This is a genomic window from Sphingomonas montanisoli, from assembly GCF_008274695.1.
GTDB lineage: Bacteria > Pseudomonadota > Alphaproteobacteria > Sphingomonadales > Sphingomonadaceae > Rhizorhabdus > Rhizorhabdus montanisoli.
On record NZ_VTOU01000006.1, the window covers coordinates 1 to 20,488 of the forward strand.

Consider the following 20,488-nt stretch of genomic DNA (forward strand, 5'->3'; position numbering starts at 1 on the left):
GGGCATGCTGGTGCTGGGAGGCGACGCGCCCGCCATCCTTTCCGCACACGGCCTCGCGTCGATCGCCGGCGTGGCACAGGGTCTCGGCAGCATCGCCGGGCTGCTGCTCTGGGGCTTTGGCCTTTGGTGGCTGGCGCTCGCGATGCTGATCACCTGGCGCTACTGGCGCGCTGGCATCCCGTTCAACCTCGGCTGGTGGGGCTATACCTTCCCGCTCGGCGTCTACACGGTCGCGACCTTCCGCCTCGGTACGACCTTCGACCTCGCCTTCTTCGGGATCTTCGGGACGGTGCTCACCCTTGCCCTCACCATGATGTGGGTGGTGGTCGCCGCCAAGACTCTGGCCGGAGCATGGAAGGGGCACCTCTTCGTATCGCCCTGCATCGCAACACCCAACTGATCGCCTGAGGCGATCAAAATCGAAAATCCGATCGCTTGGCTCGACGAGCCGGGTCGGCCACATTCGCCCGAAGAAGGGGATGCTATCATGGACAAACTCGACACCTGGCTCGCCGCAGAGAGCAGTCGTCGCCGCTTTCTGGGTCAGGCCGCGCTCGGCGGTGCCGCGCTCGCTGCCGGCCCCGCACTCGCGCAGAGTCTCGTCGACTTGCACCTGCCCGGCGGCAATGCCGGGCGGCCGATAACCAGCGCCTTTCCCGGCAAAGGCAGCATGATCCTTCAGCGCATGCACCCGCCGCTGCTCGAAACTCCTATGGAGGTGTTCGACCGCGACGTGTTCACGCCCAACGACCAGTTCTTCGTGCGCTGGCACTGGGCCGACATCCCGACGTCGATCGATGTCGATACTTTCCGGCTCACCGTCCGCGGCCACGTCAATAGACCGCTTTCGATCAGCCTTGCGCAGCTGCTCCGGTTGCCGCGCGTCGAGATGGCGGCGGTCAATCAGTGCTCGGGCAACAGCCGCGGCCTGTTCCAGCCGCGCGTACCGGGCGCGCAATGGGGCAATGGCGCGATGGGCAATGCCAAATGGCTTGGTGTGCGGCTGCGTGACATCCTCGACTATGCCGGCGTAAAGCCCGGCGCGGTGCAGGTGCGCTTCGGCGCCCTCGACCAGCCCGTAGTTGCCGGTGCGCCGGATTTCGAGAAGGCGCTCGACATCGACCATGCCCGCGACGGCGAGGTGATGATCGCCTTCGGCATGAACGGCGAGCAGTTGCCCTTGCTCAACGGCTTTCCATGCCGGCTGATCGTGCCGGGCTGGTATTCGACCTACTGGGTCAAGGTGCTCAATGACATCGAGGTGCTGCCCGGCCCCGATGACGAATATTGGATGGCCAAGGCTTACAAAATCCCGGCGACCCCGGGTGCCAATGTGAAGCCCGGTGCCAAGGACTTCCCAACCGTCCCGATCAACCGGATGATCCCGCGCTCCTGGGTGACGAGCCTCGGCGAAGGACAGGCCATTGCCTTTGACCGGACGATACCACTCGGTGGTATCGCCATGGGAGGCGATTGCGGGGTCGCCAAGGTAGACGTCTCCACCGATGGCGGGCGTACCTGGTATCACACCCGGCTCGGTCCCGATCACGGCAAGTACAGCTTCCGCCGCTGGGACACGCAGGTGCCGCTGCCGGGCCGGGGCAATGTGCGTCTCATGTCGCGCTGCTGGAACACGGCAGGGATTGCGCAGCCGATGGCGCCGATCTGGAACCCGGGCGGGTTCATGCGCGGCAATATCGAAACCACCAACATCACCGCGTCCTGAGGAGAGCCGAGATGAAAGTCCCTTCGATCGGCACGCTATCCTTCGGTGCGGTCGGCCTTGCGGCCATAGTCCTGATCGCGATCGGCCCACCCGGCAGCCATGTAGCCCCGCCACCTCCGGCTCCCAGCGGGCCGGCGCCGTCGAGTGTCGCGTTTGGAGGCTTCACACTCACATCGGACGCGGTCGACCTGCCGATCGACGACCAGCAATATCCCGATGGCCCACACGCCGATGTGATCAACGCCAACTGCACCTCGTGCCATTCGGCCAGCATGGCACTGACCCAGCCCGCGCTCACGACCGACCAGTGGAAGGCGACGGTCATCAAGATGAAGGAGGTTTACAAGGCGCCGGTCGCTGAAAAGGATATCTCGGCGATCGTCGACTATCTGACGGCGCTGAGCGCGAAGCAGGGCAGCGCGGCGCCGGCCGGCAAGGAATCCGGAAGTCAGGGCGCTCCCGACGCGTCCGGCGGGACTGGCTGAGTGACTTATCGCCGCGCGCCGCGTTGATCGGATGAAGGAGGCACCCGATGCGTATCGAGAAATTTGTGCATAGCTGCTTGAGGCTGACGCTCCAGGGCAAGCGGCTGTTGTTCGACCCAGGCAAATTCTCGTTCGTCGATGGGCGTGTCGATCCTCGAGACCTCAGCGATGTGGATTTCATCTTATTTACGCACGGCCATCCCGATCATCTCGACTGCAAGGCGCTACGCACCATCGTCGGCGATGGCGAACCGCGGATATTCGGAGGCAACAAGGTCGCAGCCACGTTGCGCAGCCAGGGCTTCACCGTCAGCGAGGTCGGAGAGGAAGGGCTCGACCTTGGACCATTCACGGTCCGTGCCCTGCCGGTGCGCCATGAGCCGATCCTCGCCGAAGAAATTCCGGCCGTCCTGGCATTCGTCGTCAATGATCGCCTTCTCAATCCCGGCGATAGCTTTGATGAACGGCTCCGCCAATTTGCTGGAATTGAGGCGCTGGCGCTGCCGGTGATGGCGCCGTTCCTGACCGAGATCGGCGCCTACGAGTTCGCCAGCTCCATGCGTCCAAGCCATGTGCTCCCGGTCCACGATGGCTATGCCCGCGACTGGTTCCTGACGCAGCGCTACGATACCTATCAGCCCTATTTCGAGAAGGCTGGCATGACCTTCCACCGGCTCCAGCAGCCCGGTGACGGGTTCGACCTGTGACCGACGACAACCCGCCGGAGCCGGCAAAGCCCGCCCATGCGGCCAAGCAGTTGGTCAACAGCGCCGACAAGCTCGCGACCAGCGCCGAGCAGCAGACCGACAGCGCCGATCGCCGCACTGTTCTCGCCGCCGATCGGACGGTGCTCGCCGCCAGCGGACCTATGCCGCCTGGGTGCGAACCGGGCTCGCTGCTTTGGCAGCCGGCATCGGTGCTCGCGCCTTGCTCGACAAGCTGGTGCCCAACTGGATGATCGCGGCCACCGGCTCGGTTCTGATCCTATTCAGCGCCCTGTGCTTTATCGCTGCGATCTGGCGCGAGTTCGCACCGGGCGTGCCGCCGCCCAAGCCCGACACGGCGAAGCTACCCGGCTGGCTATTGATCCTCGTCAACGGATTCCTGGTCATGGTGTCGATCGCGGCGCTGGCTGGGCTCTGGCTCGCGTGAAGGCAGCCCCTCACGTGTAATAGCGGACGCGTGCGCGACGCAGGATCTTGTCCTCGAGCGAGTAGTAGAGCCAGATATTCTCTCCCATGACGACGCAGGACGCCGCGAACGCGATATCGGTCGCGTCACGCACCTTGGCCGGAGGCGGCATCAGGATGGGTTCGACGCCGCGGCCGGTGACATGGCTGAAGTCTGGTGCAAAGCTCACCCAGCCGATCCGCCAACGCGCGTCCACCGTCGCGCCATTGTAGAACATGACAGGGTCGCGGCCATCTTCCTGCACGATCGGGCCCGTCGAGAGATGCCAATTGTCCCATGCATCCTCGCGGACCGGGAAAGGGTCATCGACCACCGTCCACGGACCTTCGGCCGACTGACCGACCGCCATGCCGATCCGCGAAGCGCCGTCTTTGGCATATTCATAGAACAGCCGGAACTGACCGTCCGAACCCTGCGCCAGTGTCGCTTCCTTGATATTGCCTTCGCCTTGCGGCGCCTTGAGCATGACGCGCTGCTCATGGAGTTCGGTCAGTTCCGGCCCCTTGGCGACGAGCAGCGACCCTTGCGACCGGGCCGCATCGACGCCGGTATAGAAGACGAGATAGTTGCCACCTTCGCCGCGCACCACGGTGGGATCCTCGCACCCGCCGGCATCGTCGGGATTGGGGCCAGGCACGATCGCTGGCACATGGCGCATGCGGAACATGACGCCGTCATCGGAGTCGCCGCCCCAGATTACCCCGGTTGGATCGGTCGGGCCGAGCGGGTTGTTGAGCACACGCACGAGGAGACGGAACGTCTTGCCCTCGGTCCAGACGAACGGGCTCATCAGGTCGTGGCCCGCAAGCCTGCCCTCCGGTCCGGCGATATCGAGCGTCACGTCCTGAAGCTCCTCGACGACATAGGCGGCCATCGTCTCAGGCCCCCTGCGCCACGGTGAGCGACAACGCCCCGTCGATCGTCACCGTCGTGCCGGTGATATAGTCGGCGGCCGGCGACAGCAGGAAGGCGATGAGCTCGGCCACCTCTTCGGGCGTCCCCGCGCGTCCCCAGGGAATCGCCGCCTCCTTACGTTTCAGCTCTTCGGGATGGTCGAGGGCGCTCTGGTTCATCGGCGTCAGAATCATGCCCGGCGCGACGCCGTTGACCGCTATCTGTTTGGGCGCAAGCTCGAGCGCGAGCGTCGCCGTCAGCTGCGCCAGCCCGCCCTTGGCGGCGTCATAGTCGACGCCGCCTGACCTAGGCGCCTTTTCATGTATCGATGAAATGTTGACGATCCGACCGCCGCGTCCGGCATCCTCGAGCGCGCGCACCATCCGCCGACACGTCAGGAACGGGCCGTAAAGATCGGCGCGCATCAGCCGGTCAAACTGCGCGAGCTCCATGTCGCGCAGCATCACGCCGGACATGTTGAGGCCCGCGGAATTGACGAGCCGGTCGACGATGCCGAACTCGGCCTCGGCATGGGCGAACAGCGCTTCCACGGCTTGTTCGTCGCCGACGTCGGTCTGCACCGCGATGCCGTGGCCTCCAGCGTGCTCGATCTCCGCGAGCACGGCATCGGCAGCGCCCCGATCAGCGAAGTAAGTGATGACGACGGGCGTGCCCCCAATCGCGATCTTCAGAGCGGCCGCCCGGCCGATACCGGACTCGCCGCCGGTAACGATCGCGACGGACTGCGGCGGTTTGGAAAAGGAAGCATCGGCCATGGTGCACGTAACTCTCGACGCAGGTTCGGGTGCCTTGACGGGCTGAAGAGAATTGCAGGCGGGGTCCATGCTAAAGACTGGTCGCGTGTCCGATCATCCTGGGAGATTGAACACCAAACGATTGATCTTGATTACACCAATATCCGAACCCTCGTATTTATTCGCAAATAGGTCAGGCCGATCCGGCCTAAATCAACGCTCACGCGTTAAGCCTATAGCGCGGCACTGTCGCCAGCCTTTCAGGAGAGCATCATGGCGAGCGAGGACATCAAGACGTCTGCCGGCAATGGCGGTGAGACCCATCAGCAGGCAGCGAGCGGAAACATGCTGACGACCAATCATGGCGTGCCGGTTTCGGACAACCAGAACAGCCTGAAGTCCGGGGCGCGGGGTCCGACTTTGCTTGAGGATTTCGTCCTTCGTGAGAAGATCTTCCACTTCGATCATGAGCGCATCCCCGAGCGGATCGTCCATGCCCGCGGTTCCGGTGCGCACGGCGTGTTCGAGGCAACCGACGATATTTCCGACCTTTCGAAGGCGGCCGTGTTCACCAAGGGCGAGAAGACCGAAGTGTTCGTGCGCTTCTCGACCGTCGCTGGTGGTGCAGGATCGGTCGACACACCGCGCGACGTGCGCGGGTTTGCCGTCAAATTCTACACGCGCGAAGGCAATTGGGATCTGGTCGGCAACAATATCCCGGTGTTCTTCATCCAGGATGCGATCAAATTTCCCGACCTCGTTCATGCCGTGAAGATGGAGGCCGATCGCGCCTATCCTCAAGCGGGCACGGCGCACGACACCTTTTGGGATTTCGCGTCGCTGATGCCCGAAACCACGCACATGCTGATGTGGGCGATGTCCGATCGGGTGTTGCCGCGATCGCTACGAATGATGGAAGGCTTCGGCGTCCACACGTTCAAGCTCGTCAATTCCAAGGACAAGGCGAGCTTCGTCAAATTCCACTGGCGGCCCAAGCTTGGCATTCAGTCGACGATCTGGGATGAGGCCCTGAAGCTCCAGGCGGCAGACAATGACTATCATCGCCGCGACCTGTTTGAGGCGATCGATACAGGAGCCTTTCCCGAGTGGGAGTTGGCGATCCAGGTATTTGATGAGGCCTTTGCCAACGCCCAGCCTTATGACGTGCTCGACGCGACTAAACTCATCCCCGAAGAGGATGTGCCGCTTCGCGTGATTGGCACGCTAACGCTCAACCGCAACGTCGATAACTTCTTCGCCGAAACCGAGCAGGTCGCTTTCTTGCCGACCAACATCGTACCGGGTATCGATTTTTCGAACGATCCCCTGCTTCAAGGCCGGCTGTTCAGTTACTTGGACACGCAAAAATCGCGGCTCGGCACGACCAACTTCCATCAGATACCGATCAACGCTCCGCGTTGCCCGATGCACAATTTTCAGCGGGACGGGCTGATGCAGACCATGGTTCCCAAGGGGCGCGCCAATTACGAGCCGAACAGCCTTGCTGCGCACGGCGAGGATGGCGGCCCGCGTGAGGCGCCGGCGGGATTTGCCACCGTTGACGCCGCGACCGGCCCCGAGGAGACCGGAGATAAGCTACGGATCCGCTCTGAAACCTTCGCGGATCATTATAGCCAGGCCCGGCTATTTTATCGTTCCCAGACTGAAAGCGAGCAGGCGCATATCGCTTCATCTTTTGTGTTCGAGTTGTCCAAGGTTGGTCTGCTCGACCAAGTGCCGCCGCGGATGGTTGCTAATTTGCGCAACGTCGATGAGGACCTTGCCGCGCGCGTAGCGACAGGCCTCGGTATTCCCCTGCCGAATAAGGCCAAGGCAGCACGTGAGCCGTTCGACATGCCGGTGTCGGATGCGCTCTCCATCCACAAGAAGATGAAGAACACTCTCGAAGGGCGCGCGGTTGGCATCCTGATCGCTGACGGCACCGACGCTGGCGAACTGAAGTCGGTCGTAACCGCCGTGACTGAGGCTAAGGGCAAGGCCGTGATCGTCGCGCCCAAGGTCGGTGGTGCCAAGCTTTCCGATGGGAGCTTGCAAAAGGCCGATGGTCAGCTCGCTGGCTCTCCGAGCCAGATCTTCGATGCGGCGGCGATTATCCTCTCCGAAGCAGGCTGTGCCGCGATGATGAAAGAAGGAGCAGCTATCCAATGGGCGATGGACGCGTTCGGCCATTTGAAAGCGATCGGCGCGAACGCGGCAGCACAGCCTCTGCTTGCGAAGGCAGGTGTTGAACCTGATGATGGCGTTACCGACGTCGGCGCTGATTTCGTGAAGGCTGCCGCCAAGCGGTTTTACGACCGCGAGCCGAAGCTTCGGACTCTCGCATGAGCGGCTCGGCTCCCCCCAAAGGCAAAGGAACGAAAATGGCCCGCCCGGCGAGTCCGCTTACGCAAAGGGAAGCCAAGGCCAGTTCTGTTGCTGAAGCCCGTACGGTTGCTCCAGATGTGTCGGCGCGGCTCGGCTCAACGCCCGCAACGCGATACCGTGGCAACCCCGCAATCTTCGGGCGCCTGGTGGAAGATCACGACAAGCATCGTGCACTATTATCGATGATCGAGGCGACAAGCCCTAAGGATCCGGCGCGCAAAACGTTGTTCGACGAGTTCGTTCGCGATGTTCATGGGCATGCCGCGGCCGAAGAGCAGGCATTGTGGTCGACGGTGATGCGTAATCCGGAAACAACCCCGTTCGCGCGTCACGCCGTCGGCGATCATCATAAGCTCGACAAGCTGATGGCGGATGCCGCCGCGCGCGACATCACCGCACCGGGTTGGCTGCGCCATTTTTCGGGCCTCAAGGAAGAATATCTCGATCACATCCTCGAGGAGGAGACCGAGCAGTTCCTTGAAGCGGAAAAGACGCTGACCGAGCAGGATCAGCGCTACATGCGCAAGGTGTTCAACGCTCGCAAGAAAGGCGAAAAGGCGGCCGCGGTGATCGAGAAGAAAATCAGGTTGAAGCCGGTCTGAGAGGGCCAAATCGCGCAACTTCCTGACAACGCCAGTCGCGTTTTACTACCAGAACATGCGCCGCCTCACTATCTGCGGCGAGGCGACCAAAAGGATTATCGAATTGCTGGTCGGCGGAATGATGATTTTCATAGGCCCCGAAAACCCGCGCTGACGGATTTGGCACCGATCTTGCGTTTCGAACGCGTTATCGCACTCAAGGTCGTTTCTACCCAATCTTTGCCATCAGCCGCCCCGCTGCCCCCTGCTCCGCAGCCAAATTGCGATTGTAAGCGAGCGGCATGCGCGGCGACTTCCAGCGCAGCGCATCCATGATCCCGGCCAGATCCTCACCGCTCGCGAACAGGTCCTGATTGAGCCCGATCCGCGTCGAGTGTGCACTGATCCCCTTGAGCAGCCGCGCCAAATCCTCGGCTGTCAGATCGGGTAGCCCGCCACGGTCGAACGCGCGCTGGATGATCGACCGGAAGATCGGCCCGATGGACCCGGGATGCAGCGCCACGGCGCCAATGTCGTACTCGACTCGCGCCTTTACCGCCGGCTTGGAGAGCGTTTTGCGCAGATCCCACGTCTCCCTGCCCGAGATGCTGTCGATCGGCCGGCCGCGCAAAGCGGCGCGCGCCTTGTACCGCCGCACCTGCACCCGCCGGAACAGCGGCCCGGCCGTGATCTCGGCCGCCTCGGTCCAGGCCGCGATCGCAGCCACGCTACGCGGGCTGAGGTAGGCGGTCGCTCCCTCCCCGTCCTGGTCGCCCTTGTTGCGCAGGATCTGCAGCAGACGCGCCTCGGGATCGATCGCCTCCTCGATATGCTCGACCGCGACCGCCACCAGCTCGGAGGCGCGCAGACCAGTGTCATAGGCGGCCGACAGCAGTGCCCGATCGCGCAGGCCCGGCAGATCGTCTCCACAGCTCTCGAGCAAAGCGCGGATGTTAAGCCCGCGCGCCTTGTCGCGCTCGACGTCGCGCACCGGCCCCTTGAACCGCAATGGCCGCGCCTGCTTCTGCGCCGCGCCCTTCTCACGGCGCACCGCCTGCAGCCGCAGCTTGACCAGCGGCGCGGGTGTTGGGTCCTTGAGGTCGAGCAGCTGGTGGATCTTGGCGATCGACGCCTTGTACCGGGATAGCGAGGCGGGACGGCTCCCCTTCCCCGCCCGCGCATCGAGATAGTCAGCCACCGTCTCGGCCGTTGCCGGCAACGCGATCCGGTTGGTGCGCCGGCACCAGGCGTCGAACGCCTCGATGTCGGATTTGAGCGCGCGGATGCTGTGGGGTGACGAGGCGGCCTTATAGGCGGCGATCAGCGCCTCGTTGACGGTGATGCGCTCGCCGGCGCGCATCTGCACGATCGTCCACGCGAGGTCAGCCGGCGCCCTGACAGCCGGCAGAACCGCCTCAGGCGGCGCCACAGCGGTTTCTGGCCCCTTCAGGGCGGTTTCGGTGGCCATGACGCGCCGCGCTCCTCAGGCGGGCTTGTAGCGCACCCTATAAGGAGGGGTCAATTCCGCTTATGTGATAACTGCAATTATCATATGTGCTTATTTAGTCAGGAACGTAGAGGGAAACCAACTGCTGACTTTGGTTTCCACAATGATTGGGATAGAGTCTGGATGGATGGCCTCCCCTTCCCCTTCCTGTGCCTCCAGCGAGCAGGCAATGCTCCTGCTCGGCCGACTGGATGGACGACTGCAGAACAGCCCATGGGCTGACATTTGGCTGGCCCGTGCGCGGTTGCAGGGCGCAGCCCAACTCGCCGGTCTGGCCGGCGTGCCCATCGACGTCCGGCATCTGCAGGACTGGGTTTGCGGACGCACATCCCCTCCCCGCGCCTCTGAAGGGTTGAACGATCCCGTCTCTGTGGCGGCGGTGTTTCATCTTGCGATCGAGGCCAGCGTTGGCGACAACGGGCCGCTGGCGCGTGCGACGCTCAACGTCTGTCGCACTGTCCTGGATGATCGATCCGAAGCCGAAGTCTGGGCAGGCAGCGACCTGGCCTATTTCGGTCCCGCGTGGCGGCAGGCTCGTACCGAAGCACAAGCCCCCTACCCTTCTCCTTCGCTGCCCTCCATTGCCGATCGGATTACCGCTATGCTCAAGACGGTCGTCGTCGCCGAGCAGTCTGCGGTGGACGTGACGGCGATCGACGGTCGAACGCTCACTCTCGAGCCTCGGTCACGCGATCGCGCCTGGTTGGTGGCCAGCCATGTCCCCGCGATGCTCCATCATGCCGGACTCACTCTCGGCATCCTGCCGTCGCTCATTCTGTTGCCTAAATTCCCGCCACACGGTGCAGGTGAGTTGACCGATGTCATTACGCGGTCACTGCTCGTTGCCTGCCAATCCGGCCTGAAGGATCTCGACTGGATCGAGCGCCAGGGGTCAAAGGCACTGGCCGTGTCCGCAACGCGCCGTAGCCGGGCACCACTCCTTGCCCGGCTTGCGCTCGCCTATCCCGGGCTTCGTCCGTCTGCCGTAGCGCGGCTTCTCGACATAACTCCGCAGGGGGCACGCAAGCTGGTGGCTAAACTCAGGTAACGCAGCGCTACTGCCAATGTGTATCGAGCAAGGTCTTGATAGCTGCCTCCGCTTCGTCCCGCGAACCGCCACCATGCGGGAGCAAGGTGATCCTAACCCCCTTGCGATCCTTGCCTTCAAACCGAAGCAGCGGTTTTCCGTTCTGCGAGGCCACGGTTTCGCTCGATCCTGACCTCTTGGGGGATCCTGACTTCTTGGGGGGATCAGCCGCCAGCGCAAGCGCACGAACAATCTCCGGCACGGCGACCGGAGCGCCCTCCCCTCCCGATCGCGCCCTCAAGGCCGCCGCTTCGGCAAATACCCGCTGGCGACGATCGTCGGGTTTCAGCAATGGCTTGATCGTTGTGACGTGCTTGATCCGCAAATCTTGCGGATTGGGAAAGGCGATCATCAATTCGGCCGGCAGACGCGCGAGGTCGAGATAGCGGCTCAACCAGCTTTCGGTGACATTGATCCGCTCGGCCATGACCTTCTGCCTGCCCTCGTAATAGGCTTCCAGCGCGCGGAGATAATCACGCGCGCGCTCGAGATCGCTGAGGTCTTCGCGCGCCCTGTTCTCGATGTCCGCTATGCGGAACGCTTCCTCGTCCGACAGTTCGCGAATATCGACGAGAAAGCGGAAGTCGGGATAGTTGTGGCTGCGCAGCCAGCTGATCGACCAATGGCGTCGCGCCCCGCAGATCACCTCGAAATCATAATCGGGTTCGCCCCGCACACGGCGGACGATCGCGGGCATCTCCTGCCGCCCTTGCGCCTTCATGCTCTCGATAAGATCGGCGCACCGCTCTTCGTTGAGCAAGGCATATTCGCGGTTATGCCCAGCCCACATCCGGCAACGCGCGGGATCAACCAATTCGTGGGTGCGGCTGACGACCGTCCCCGCCGCCAACTCCGCCAATCGATTCTCCCGATTGGTCAGGACATTGGCGCCCAACCCAGGACGGCGCGGCGCGGGCGCACCGTCTTCGGGCGGAGCGATTCCAGCGGCCAGCTCTGCTGCGAAACTCGCGTTTTTTCTGCTCATGAAGCCGTTCCTTCACCCGGAATTGCACCGGTGCAATTTTGCCGTTTCACGCCAGACCTTCCTTGCGCAAACGGCTCAAATGGCTGGGCCACATGGCCCGAATATCCAACTCGAGTTCGGCATTCACCCCATCGAGATAGGTAAGGCAGCGGTTGCGGACGGCACTGCTCGTCACCGGACCGTCAAGCTCATAGACCGTCATCAAACGGGCGGTCGCGTTGTCGATTTCTGCCGAGTCCTTGAGCGGCGTGCGCACCATCGCCTGACCAAACAGCGTCCGCATCAGATTGAGCAGTTCCTTCTGCATCGACTTATTCTCATCCACCTTGGACGCAACGAAGCGCAGGAATCTGAGGGTCGGTGCGAAACCGCGTTCGGCCAGCGTCTCGATGGTCTCATCAAGCATCGCCAGAAACGCCGCGGTCGAGGAAAAGTCCATGACGGTTGGGGGCACCGGCACGACGAGTGCGTTCGCGGCGCGTAACACCGACAATGAGATGGCGCCAAGGGCCGGGGGCGGATCGAGGACGATGACATCAAAGCGATCGGAGATGCTGGCGATACCCTCGGAAAGGCGATCGATAAGCCCGCCCTGCCCTCGCGCCATTCGGGCCGCGATCTCATATTCCGACTGGAAGAGCCGCAAGTTTGCCGGGATCAGTTCGAGGCCGTCGAAATGCGTTTTGCGCAGCGCATAATCGAGCGACGTCATCTCTTCCTCCCTGAGGAACGGGTAGAGGGTGTCCTCCTCGCTCAGGTCGAGATCAGGCACATAGCCGAACAATGTGGTCGCGGAGGCCTGACTGTCGCAGTCGATAAGGGCAACGCGGTAGCCCTGGATCGCGAGATATTGAGCAAGGTGGACTGACAAGGTCGATTTGCCGACGCCTCCCTTGAAGTTCTGGACGGCGACGACACAGCATGGATCGTCGGCCGCTCGCCAGGGTCGGGTTCCGAACAGGCCTCGCATATCGTTGAGTTGGGCGAGGGTGTACCCAACCCGGCGATTATTCTCGGTTCGCGGTGGTGGCGGAAGACGCCCATCCTTTTCCGCGTCGCGGATTGCAGCAGGCGTTCGCCCGACCAGATCAGCGGCCTTTCCGATCGGGAAGGTGGGCTCGCGACGTTCATCCGCCCGTGCGCTGCGCGCAGAGTCGCGAAGGCGTTCCAGCACCGAGGAGGTGCGCTGGGCAAGCGTCGCCACCGAGAGAAGGTCATGGGTGTCGTCGATGTCTAGTGATGCTGCCACAGGGCGCCCCTTTGCGAAATTGGGGGCATAGTAGCGCTACTTGCGCTTTTTCGTCAAATAGAAGCGATATTTCGAAAGTTGGCCACTGCTATAGGCAGCAAGAGCGGCGAAAGCGGTGGCCAATCGCCTATCGGGCGGGCCATCCTGACTCGGTGGGGGCACGACGAAATTGCACCGGTGCAATTTCGCTTATGGACGCCCCCTCCGGGCAACGAAGCTCTCGCAAAAACCCGTCCACGAACTGGTCAGCTTCGCGCCCTTGAGCTTCGCCAGACGGTCGCCCATCTGTTGGCGATAGGCGTCAGCAATGAGATCGATATCCCAGCCACCGCCATGCGACCGGGCGATGGTCGCCAAGCCTTCCGCATTGAACCGGATCGTTCCTTGCGGAAAGACGATCTCCGAACTCTTCTCCGGCGCGACCAGTGCGCTGATGGCGGCCTTCACGACCGATCCCACTTCCACCGTTTCGGCTACCGTCTCAACAGCGCCCTCCCGGCGCGCCTTGCGCCCTGTCGAGTGCCGCTCAATCTCATCGACGGTCGCGATCTGCGCCGGCGCATCCTTCGGTTCGAAACGAAACTCGATCTCGGTTACCGTCCGGCCCTGTCGTATCTCCTTCCAATCCACACGGAAGTGGGCCAGCTGATCGATCTCGGCCTTCGCCTTCTCGAGCACCTTGCGGCGGAGCTGCGCGAAATCCTTATACACATCCGGCGATATGCCCAGCGCTGCGCGCAGCGCCGCCATATCGCCCTTCCAGGTCGACTGGCGACGATGGAGCCGCAGCGATCCGATCTCATAAAGCTTCAGGGCATAGCTCGATCGAAAGCCGAGCACCGCCTGTCGATTGAGGACGGCATAGCTCTCGGACTCCTGAATGAGCTTACGCGCGTCGGGCGTAAACTCCCATTCAATCCACCCTGCATCCGCACCGTCTGTATCTTCAGCCTCTTCGCGAGACGACGAGATTAGGGAAAAGCGCAGCGTAGCCTTCTTGCCGCGCCAGGATCGATCGTCGATCGCGAATAGGGTGCGGTGAAGTTCCTCCAGCATGTCGGAGATACGTTCGTTACCCTTGTGACCGCGGCGAATATCCGCCTTGCGCATGCGATGCGGCCGGTCCTCCCAGGCATCCCCGCCTGCGGTCAGGATCATCAACGCGAGCAACCGGGACGCCGTCAGGCTGAGCGATTGGCCTTTCACGAACTTGATCTCAACGATGCTGCCGGGTTTGGCGAATTCCTCGCCACCCTTCGCCTGCAAGGCCGCTGCAACGCGCATGGCACGGCCCGGCGCCGAATCGGCTTGCGCCTCTTGCGCTACTTCGGCGCTTAGATTTTCCGCATGTTCCATGTCATATAGGCCGAGCGCATATTGGGCAGATTCGCCTAATTGCTGCCTGACCTGTCCTCGCTCGTCAAGTCAGGGCAGGCTGAAACACTTTTGTCGCCCCCATCCGGTCAGGTTGGAATCAAGCGGCGCTTCCGCAAAAGCCGTGAAATTCCACCGAGTCGCAATGCGATTCGGGTTCTGCCCGTTTTCGGCTCGCTCACGCGCGATAAACGCGCCAGAATGCCAACATTCCAAAGCGCGGGATCGCCAGATGCCATCGCCCCCAATCGGTCAGGATAGCCCCAATAGGTCAGCTATCTCCCCCCGACCGGTCAGGATAACGCCCCCGCCGGGTCAGGCAAAATCCCCCGCGCGGTCAGGATAAAGCCGACAGATCGTTGAAATTGCGGAGCTTTTCGGCACCGAATCTGAATCACTTAGAATCATGAATCCTTCCGCTGCGAGCAGCGGCGTTGTTTTAGAATGATTCTAAAAGACCAAGCAGGCGATTCGCTGAGCATCTCCGGTCGGACAGCGTAACCGATCCCCCTAGCTGGGGGGATACCTCAACATCGGTGTTCCACGATAGCATCACGGTCTCGATCCTCGGCAGCTCCGCCCCGCGACGAGATCCTCAGCGAACCGATCGTAGCTGCATCACCGCTCGTCGCCGCTGGGCAGACGCAGTGAGGAGGTCGCATGATCAATTTTGCCAAATTCGAGATCATCGGACGGATCGGTGAAATCGACGCCAAGCCCAAGGTCACGAACATCTCGGTATGCGCGAACTATCGCCGCCGCGGAGAAGGCGATCAATGGATCGAGGATAGCTACTGGAACCGAGTCGTCATTTTCAGCGACGGCCAGCGGAAATATATCGATGAGAAGGCCCAGGTTGGCGATCTCGTGCGGATTGCCGGACGGCTCCGTGACACCTCCTACGAGCGCGACGGCACCACCCACTACACGACCGACCGGATCGTCGAAGAGTTCGGTGTGCTCGCAGCAAAGGCAGCCTAGATCGCAGGAGGCAGCGCCGATCGGCAAGAGGAGAGGGGGCATGCGCGGAGCGACCTTGGATTTCGATTGGAGTTTCGCCCATGCCCGCCACCATCGATGCAGCAGTCCGCGCCAAACAAATCGTCGAGAGCCTGGGCGGACGCTGGTCTGGATCGCGCGGAGAGTGCCGCTGCCCCGCCCATGACGATCACTCCCCCAGCCTTTCGGTCCGCCTGGGCACCAAGGCGATCCTGTTCAAATGCTTCGCGGGATGCACGTCGACCGATATCCTCAAGGCTCTGGATCGTCAGGGTTTGCACGATCGGGTGCCGGTTCACGTCGAACCACGCGCGCCGGCACGCGATCTGAGCGGTTTGGCCAGGTCATTGTGGCAGCACAGCATCCCCATCGCTGGCACGCCGGCTGAAGCCTATCTTCATGCTCGGGGCCTTTACGCGCCGACGTCCGACCTTCGCTTCAACCCACAGACGATCATAGGGAAGGGGACGGATCGGCGCTGTCTTCCCGCAATGATCGCCGCGGTGCGAAACGAGCTGGGCCTGGTCGCGGTCCACCGGACCTTCCTCGATCCCACGGATATTTTGCGGCGCCCCTTCCGCAAACCCAAGCTGGCACTAGGTCTGCTCGGCTCTGGCAGCGTGCGCTTTGGTGAGCCGGATGAGGTTCTGGGCATTGCCGAGGGGATCGAAGATGCCTTGTCGGCCATCGACTGGTTCCAATTGCCGGTTTGGGCCGTGCTTGGTGCCGAGCGCTACGCCCATGTCGGCATACCGTCGCATGTGAAGCGCGTCATCGTGTTCGGCCAGCGGAACAAGGCGGCGAAAATCTGCCTCGAGAGGGCAGGGGATCACCTCAGGGCCAACGGGCGAAGAGTCGAGGAATGGCTCCCATCGGAACATGACGATTGGAACGATGCTCTGCGCGATCGGCTTGCCCGCAACGCCGTTCCTCGCCCCGTGATTCAGACCCACTCCCACTGAAGAGAGGAGAGGAGGCCTCCGGCTTGTTGATCCGGTGATGGGCACCGGGCGATGCAATGGAGGCCTACAATGCGCACCTCAGCCGCTGCTCTCGAACTCGATTTTACCGAACCATCCATCACCGCTGCGAAGGCGATCTGTGCCGTGCTCCGCCAGGGCGACGACCTGGACCGGCCTGGCCTGCTCCGGACGATGGAAACCGCCTATGGTTCAACCGCTGCCGATGGCCATTGGTCACTCCGCGACGCCTATGATGTGCTGGAACTGGCCCAGGTCCTGCACATCGCCACGCTTGACCTCCCGCAAGAGTCGGCCGAGTGCCTTGCGGCCCTGACCGCGCTCACCGCATCCCTGCCGACGCATAGCGTGCGCAGCGAAGAACAGATCGCACTCCAGCAATTTTCGACACCGGCCGCGATTGGCTATCTTGCCGCGCTCGCCGCTCGCATCACCGCTACTGATACCATCCTGGAGCCCTCCGCCGGCACCGGGCTCCTCGCCGTATTCGCCGCCCGCGTTGGCGCCAAGCTTGTCCTCAACGAGATCGATCCCGCGCGTGCCGTTATGCTCGAGGCAGCATTTCCCACCGCACCGGTCAGTCGCCACGATGGCGAGCTCATCCACGATCTGCTGCCGCTGTCGATCCGCCCGACCGCCGTGCTCATCAACCCGCCCTTTTCCCGCAGCATGGGCAGGCATGCCGACCCGCTTGCCGCGTTCCGTCATCTGCGCGCCGCTTTGACGCGGCTTGGTGCCGGGGGGCGCTGCGCCGCTATCCTTCCCGATCGCGTGGATACATCAAGCCGCGCCTGGGCGAAGGCGACCGAGGGTTGCGCGATCACGCTCCACGTCGAACTGCCCGCGAATGCCTACGCCAAACATGGCACCAGCCAGGTCGTGAAGCTGATCGTTCTGGAAAAAGGCTCCCAGGACGATGTCGCCTTCATCCGGTGCAGCTCGTTTGCCGAGGTGCTTGCGGCGATCAGCACACCGGCAACGAGCCTTACGGCGACACCGCGATGCTCGCCAGTGCGCCTTGCACCAACCCGTGCGCACGGATCCCTGCTCGGCGGGCTTTCGAGCAGGCCCCGGCTTTCGGCCCCGATCGCGAAGGCCGCCCCGTCTCTCGGCGCGCTCGATATCGGCTACGATGTCTTTGCCGAACCCGTACCAACCGGCGAGGCGGTCGGTGTCTACTTGCCGTACCGGCCGAGCCGCATCGCCATTCCCTGTGCATCCGCGCATCCGACCGCTCTGGTGGAATCGAGCGCCATGGGCTCGATTACGGCACCGCGGCCCTCTTACGTTCCCAAGCTGCCCACCCGCGTTGTCGCAGACCGGGTGCTGTCCGACGCTCAGCTCGAAACGCTGATCTATGCCGGTGACGCCTTCGAGCGAGACATTTCTGGCCTGTTCAAGGCGGCCGAGGAAGGGTTGTTGCTTGCGCCCGACCAGGACGGCCGACCTTATCGGACCGGGTTCTTCCTTGGCGACGGCACGGGTGCCGGCAAGGGCCGTCAGGTTGCGGCCATCATCCTCGACCAGTGGCTGCGTGGGCGCCGCAAGCATATCTGGATATCCAAGACCGAGACGCTGCTCGAGGATGCACGTCGCGACTGGACCGCGGTCGGCGGTCTCGCGCTCGACATCCAGCATCTCAATCAGTGGAAACTCGGCACGCCGATCGGCGCGGCCGAGGGCGTGCTATTTCTCACCTATGCGACGCTGCGCTCCAACCGCGGCGACAAGGGCACCCGTCTTCAGCAGATTCTCGACTGGGTCGGTGACGATTTCGACGGCATGTTGGTGTTCGACGAGGCGCACGAAATGGCGGGTGTCGCCGGCGGCGAAGGCCGTTTCGGCATCAAGGACGGCTCCGATCAAGGCATCGCCGGCGTGCGCCTGCAAAACCTGCTGCCTCGCGCCCGCGTCCTCTACGTGTCCGCAACCGGCGCGTCGGACGTCAACAATCTTGCTTATGCCACCCGGCTTGGCCTGTGGGGTCCGACCACCGCCTTCGCCGATCGCCGCGCCTTCGTCGACAGTTTGCGTCGTGGCGGGATCGCGGCCATGGAATTGATCGCCCGCGACCTGAAGATGCAGGGCCTCTATGTCGCCAGGGCGCTCAGTTTCGCCGGCGTCGAATATGACATCCTCGAACATCGCCTTACGCCCGACCAGGTCGAGGTCTATGATGCCTATGCCGATGCGTGGGCGATTATCCACGCCAATTTGCGTACCGCGCTCGATGCCACCCGGGTGACGGACAGCTTCTCCAACGACACCTACAACAGCGGCGCGAAGGCCGCTGCCCTGTCGATCTTCGAATCTACCAAGCAGCGTTTCTTCGGCCAGATCCTGATCGGCATGAAGCTGCCGTCGCTGATCCCGGCGATCCGTGCCGATCTGGCCCGGGGCGAGAGCGTCGTGATCCAGCTGGTCTCCACGTCCGAGGCGATGCTCAACCGAGCACTGGCCGCGCTGAATGCCGAGGACCGGGCGAATCTGGACATCGAGCTTTCACCCAAAGAGTTCGTCATGTCCTATCTCACGGCGGCCTTTCCTGTCCGACAGATGAAGACCTTCGTCGATGACACCGGCAAGACCCGCTCCGAGCCGATGTCCGACGAGGAGGGCCGTCCCATCTTCAGCCAGGAAGCGATCGAGATGCGCGACAATCTCGTCGAGCGGTTCTGCTCCCTGCCGATCGTAGGGTCCGCCCTTGATCATATCATCGGGCATTTCGGGAGCGATGCGGTCGCCGAGGTTACGGGACGCAGCCGGCGTATCGTCGTCGATGCGCACGGTCGCCAGCGTATCGAGAGCCGTTCGCCGCGAACAAACCTCGCCGAAACCGACGCCTTCATGCGGAACGAGAAGAAGATCCTGATCTTCTCGGATGCTGGCGGCACTGGGCGCAGCTATCACGCCAGCCTCACCGCCGAGAACCAGTCGCGCCGCAACCATTATCTGCTCGAGCCCGGTTGGCGCGCTGACGCTGCCATCCAGGGTCTTGGCCGTACCCACCGCACGCATCAGGCAACCGCGCCGCTGTTCCGTCCGGTATCGACGGACTGCCGCGGCGAGCGGCGCTTCATCTCGACGATCGCCCGCCGCCTCGACAGCCTTGGCGCCCTGACACGGGGCCAGCGCCAGACGGGCGGCCAGGGTCTGTTCGACCCGCGGGACAATCTTGAAAGCGACTATGCCAAGGAATCCCTCGAGACATGGTTTCGCCTTTTGGCCAACGGCAAGCTGCGCTCGACCACACTCGACGAATTCCAGACCCTCACCGGACTTGAGCTGGAGGGCGAAGGCGGCGGGCTGAAGGAGGAGCTGCCGCCCATTCAGCGCTGGCTCAATCGCATTCTCGCGCTGCGCATCGCGCTGCAAAATGCAATCTTCGATGAATATCTCGGTCTGATCGAGGCCCGGATCGAGGCGGCGCGCGAAGCCGGCACGCTCGATCTTGGTGTCGAGAGCATCAATGCCGAACGCATCACGATCCTCGATCGCACGGTGATCCGGCGCGACGAGACGAGCGGCGCGGAAACCGAGATCCTGCGCCTCGAAACGGAGGAGCGCTACAAGCCGGTCCCGCTGGACCGCGCGTTGCGGATCCTCGGCGACGACGCGCGCCCAATCGTCAATCGCAAGTCCGGCAGGGCCGCGATCCGGTGCAGCACATATTCGCTCACCGACGACGATGGCGAGATCGTTCGCCGCTACGAGCTGGTTCGGCCGACCCGTTCCGAGCGGATGCGGCAAGACTTGCTGCTCGAAACGATGTGGGAGGAGACCAGCGAGGAGGAATTCTCGGCCCTGTGGCAGGCCGAGGTAGAGGAGATGCGGGACAAGACGCGCACCAGCACGCTCTATTTGGTCGCGGGTCTGCTCCTGCCGGTCTGGGATCGTCTGCCCGACGATCACGTTCAGGTCTGGCGGCTGAACACCGATGACGGCCAGTCCTTCCTCGGCCGGATCGTCCCGGCACCGCTGGTGTCGAAGCTCGCGGACGCCTTCGGGATCAATGCCGCCATCACCGTGTCCAGCGACGATACCGCAAAGCATGTGATGACGACCGGCGAGATATCGTCCGTCGGAGCCTACCGGCTCAAGCGCAGCCTGGTCGCCGGCCAGCAGCGCCTGGAACTGCTCGATTGGCCGCACACGCGGCTTGCCGAACTCAAGGCGGCGGGCTGTTTTACCGACATCATCCAGCACAGGACGCGGATGTTCGTCCCCGTCGCGCATGCCGCTGCCGTCATCGAGCGCATCACCGCCTGACGATCCAGGTCCTCTCTCCGC

At 63.0% G+C, this 20,488-nt stretch carries 18 protein-coding genes; 12 read left to right on the forward strand and 6 right to left on the reverse strand.

What is annotated here, in order from left to right; genetic code table 11:
* From FYJ91_RS19230 to FYJ91_RS19250, 6 genes are all read left to right on the forward strand, one after another.
* On the forward strand, positions 1 to 400 hold a 400-nt coding region (locus FYJ91_RS19230), incomplete at its 5' end, for a TDT family transporter (RefSeq protein ID WP_484385951.1).
* Positions 401 to 487: 87 nt separating this feature from the next.
* A complete protein-coding gene (locus FYJ91_RS19235; protein ID WP_149523962.1) occupies positions 488 to 1,726 on the forward strand; it encodes a molybdopterin-dependent oxidoreductase in 1,239 nt (412 codons plus the stop codon).
* 11 nt (positions 1,727 to 1,737) lie between these two features.
* Positions 1,738 to 2,211 (forward strand): hypothetical protein, encoded by a 474-nt coding sequence (locus FYJ91_RS19240; RefSeq protein ID WP_149523963.1) that lies wholly within the window; start codon positions 1,738 to 1,740, stop codon positions 2,209 to 2,211.
* A gap of 47 nt (positions 2,212 to 2,258) precedes the next feature.
* The gene (locus FYJ91_RS19245) at positions 2,259 to 2,918 is read left to right on the forward strand and encodes an MBL fold metallo-hydrolase (protein WP_149523964.1); all 660 of its coding nucleotides are present in this window, start codon (positions 2,259 to 2,261) and stop codon (positions 2,916 to 2,918) included.
* Positions 2,915 to 3,169 (forward strand): hypothetical protein, encoded by a 255-nt coding sequence (locus tag FYJ91_RS20825; protein WP_219822623.1) that lies wholly within the window; start codon positions 2,915 to 2,917, stop codon positions 3,167 to 3,169. Before FYJ91_RS19245 ends, FYJ91_RS20825 begins: the two co-directional genes overlap by 4 nt.
* Positions 3,091 to 3,363, forward strand: a complete 273-nt coding sequence (locus tag FYJ91_RS19250; protein WP_219822624.1) for a hypothetical protein — start codon at positions 3,091 to 3,093, stop codon at positions 3,361 to 3,363. The genes FYJ91_RS20825 and FYJ91_RS19250 overlap by 79 nt, the downstream gene beginning before the upstream one ends.
* A 10-nt stretch (positions 3,364 to 3,373) precedes the next feature.
* Here the strand turns inward: FYJ91_RS19250 and FYJ91_RS19255 are convergent, their stop codons facing one another.
* A complete protein-coding gene (locus FYJ91_RS19255; protein WP_149523965.1) occupies positions 3,374 to 4,276 on the reverse strand; it encodes a glycoside hydrolase family protein in 903 nt (300 codons plus the stop codon).
* 4 nt (positions 4,277 to 4,280) lie between these two features.
* On the reverse strand, positions 4,281 to 5,072 hold the full coding sequence (locus FYJ91_RS19260; protein WP_149524074.1) for an SDR family NAD(P)-dependent oxidoreductase: 792 nt from the start codon (positions 5,070 to 5,072) through the stop codon (positions 4,281 to 4,283).
* A 252-nt stretch (positions 5,073 to 5,324) separates the two neighbouring features.
* On the opposite strand from FYJ91_RS19260, the gene FYJ91_RS19265 reads away from it, so the two are divergent.
* Together FYJ91_RS19265 and FYJ91_RS19270 are read left to right on the forward strand one after the other, a co-directional pair.
* Positions 5,325 to 7,397: a catalase gene (locus tag FYJ91_RS19265; protein WP_149523966.1), complete on the forward strand. Its 2,073-nt coding sequence runs from the start codon at positions 5,325 to 5,327 to the stop codon at positions 7,395 to 7,397.
* A gap of 35 nt (positions 7,398 to 7,432) precedes the next feature.
* A complete protein-coding gene (locus FYJ91_RS19270; RefSeq protein WP_149523967.1) occupies positions 7,433 to 8,038 on the forward strand; it encodes a hemerythrin domain-containing protein in 606 nt (201 codons plus the stop codon).
* A 208-nt stretch (positions 8,039 to 8,246) separates the two neighbouring features.
* Here the strand turns inward: FYJ91_RS19270 and FYJ91_RS19275 are convergent, their stop codons facing one another.
* On the reverse strand, positions 8,247 to 9,485 hold the full coding sequence (locus FYJ91_RS19275) for an integrase (RefSeq protein ID WP_149523968.1): 1,239 nt from the start codon (positions 9,483 to 9,485) through the stop codon (positions 8,247 to 8,249).
* Between the two features lie 208 nt (positions 9,486 to 9,693).
* Here FYJ91_RS19275 and FYJ91_RS19280 point away from each other — a divergent pair, with 208 nt between their 5' ends.
* Complete coding sequence (locus FYJ91_RS19280) at positions 9,694 to 10,572, forward strand: hypothetical protein (RefSeq protein WP_246152755.1); 879 nt, start codon at positions 9,694 to 9,696, stop codon at positions 10,570 to 10,572.
* 7 nt (positions 10,573 to 10,579) lie between these two features.
* Here the strand turns inward: FYJ91_RS19280 and FYJ91_RS19285 are convergent, their stop codons facing one another.
* The 3 genes from FYJ91_RS19285 to FYJ91_RS19295 form a co-directional block, all read right to left on the reverse strand.
* On the reverse strand, positions 10,580 to 11,596 hold the full coding sequence (locus FYJ91_RS19285; RefSeq protein WP_149523970.1) for a ParB/RepB/Spo0J family partition protein: 1,017 nt from the start codon (positions 11,594 to 11,596) through the stop codon (positions 10,580 to 10,582).
* A gap of 46 nt (positions 11,597 to 11,642) precedes the next feature.
* Positions 11,643 to 12,845 carry an AAA family ATPase gene (locus tag FYJ91_RS19290; protein WP_149523971.1) on the reverse strand — a complete coding sequence of 401 codons (1,203 nt, stop codon included), beginning with the start codon at positions 12,843 to 12,845 and terminating at the stop codon, positions 11,643 to 11,645.
* A 189-nt stretch (positions 12,846 to 13,034) separates the two neighbouring features.
* Complete coding sequence (locus tag FYJ91_RS19295) at positions 13,035 to 14,129, reverse strand: replication initiation protein (RefSeq protein WP_149523972.1); 1,095 nt, start codon at positions 14,127 to 14,129, stop codon at positions 13,035 to 13,037.
* Positions 14,130 to 14,879: 750 nt separating this feature from the next.
* Between FYJ91_RS19295 and FYJ91_RS19300 the strand changes: the two genes are divergently transcribed.
* The 3 genes from FYJ91_RS19300 to FYJ91_RS19310 all read left to right on the forward strand — a co-directional run bounded on the left by FYJ91_RS19300 (position 14,880) and on the right by FYJ91_RS19310 (position 20,467).
* Positions 14,880 to 15,200 carry a single-stranded DNA-binding protein gene (locus FYJ91_RS19300; RefSeq protein ID WP_021243468.1) on the forward strand — a complete coding sequence of 107 codons (321 nt, stop codon included), beginning with the start codon at positions 14,880 to 14,882 and terminating at the stop codon, positions 15,198 to 15,200.
* 80 nt (positions 15,201 to 15,280) lie between these two features.
* A complete protein-coding gene (locus tag FYJ91_RS19305; protein WP_149523973.1) occupies positions 15,281 to 16,180 on the forward strand; it encodes a DUF7146 domain-containing protein in 900 nt (299 codons plus the stop codon).
* Positions 16,181 to 16,249: 69 nt separating this feature from the next.
* On the forward strand, positions 16,250 to 20,467 hold the full coding sequence (locus tag FYJ91_RS19310; RefSeq protein ID WP_149523974.1) for a strawberry notch-like NTP hydrolase domain-containing protein: 4,218 nt from the start codon (positions 16,250 to 16,252) through the stop codon (positions 20,465 to 20,467).
* Positions 20,468 to 20,488 lie beyond the last annotated feature (21 nt).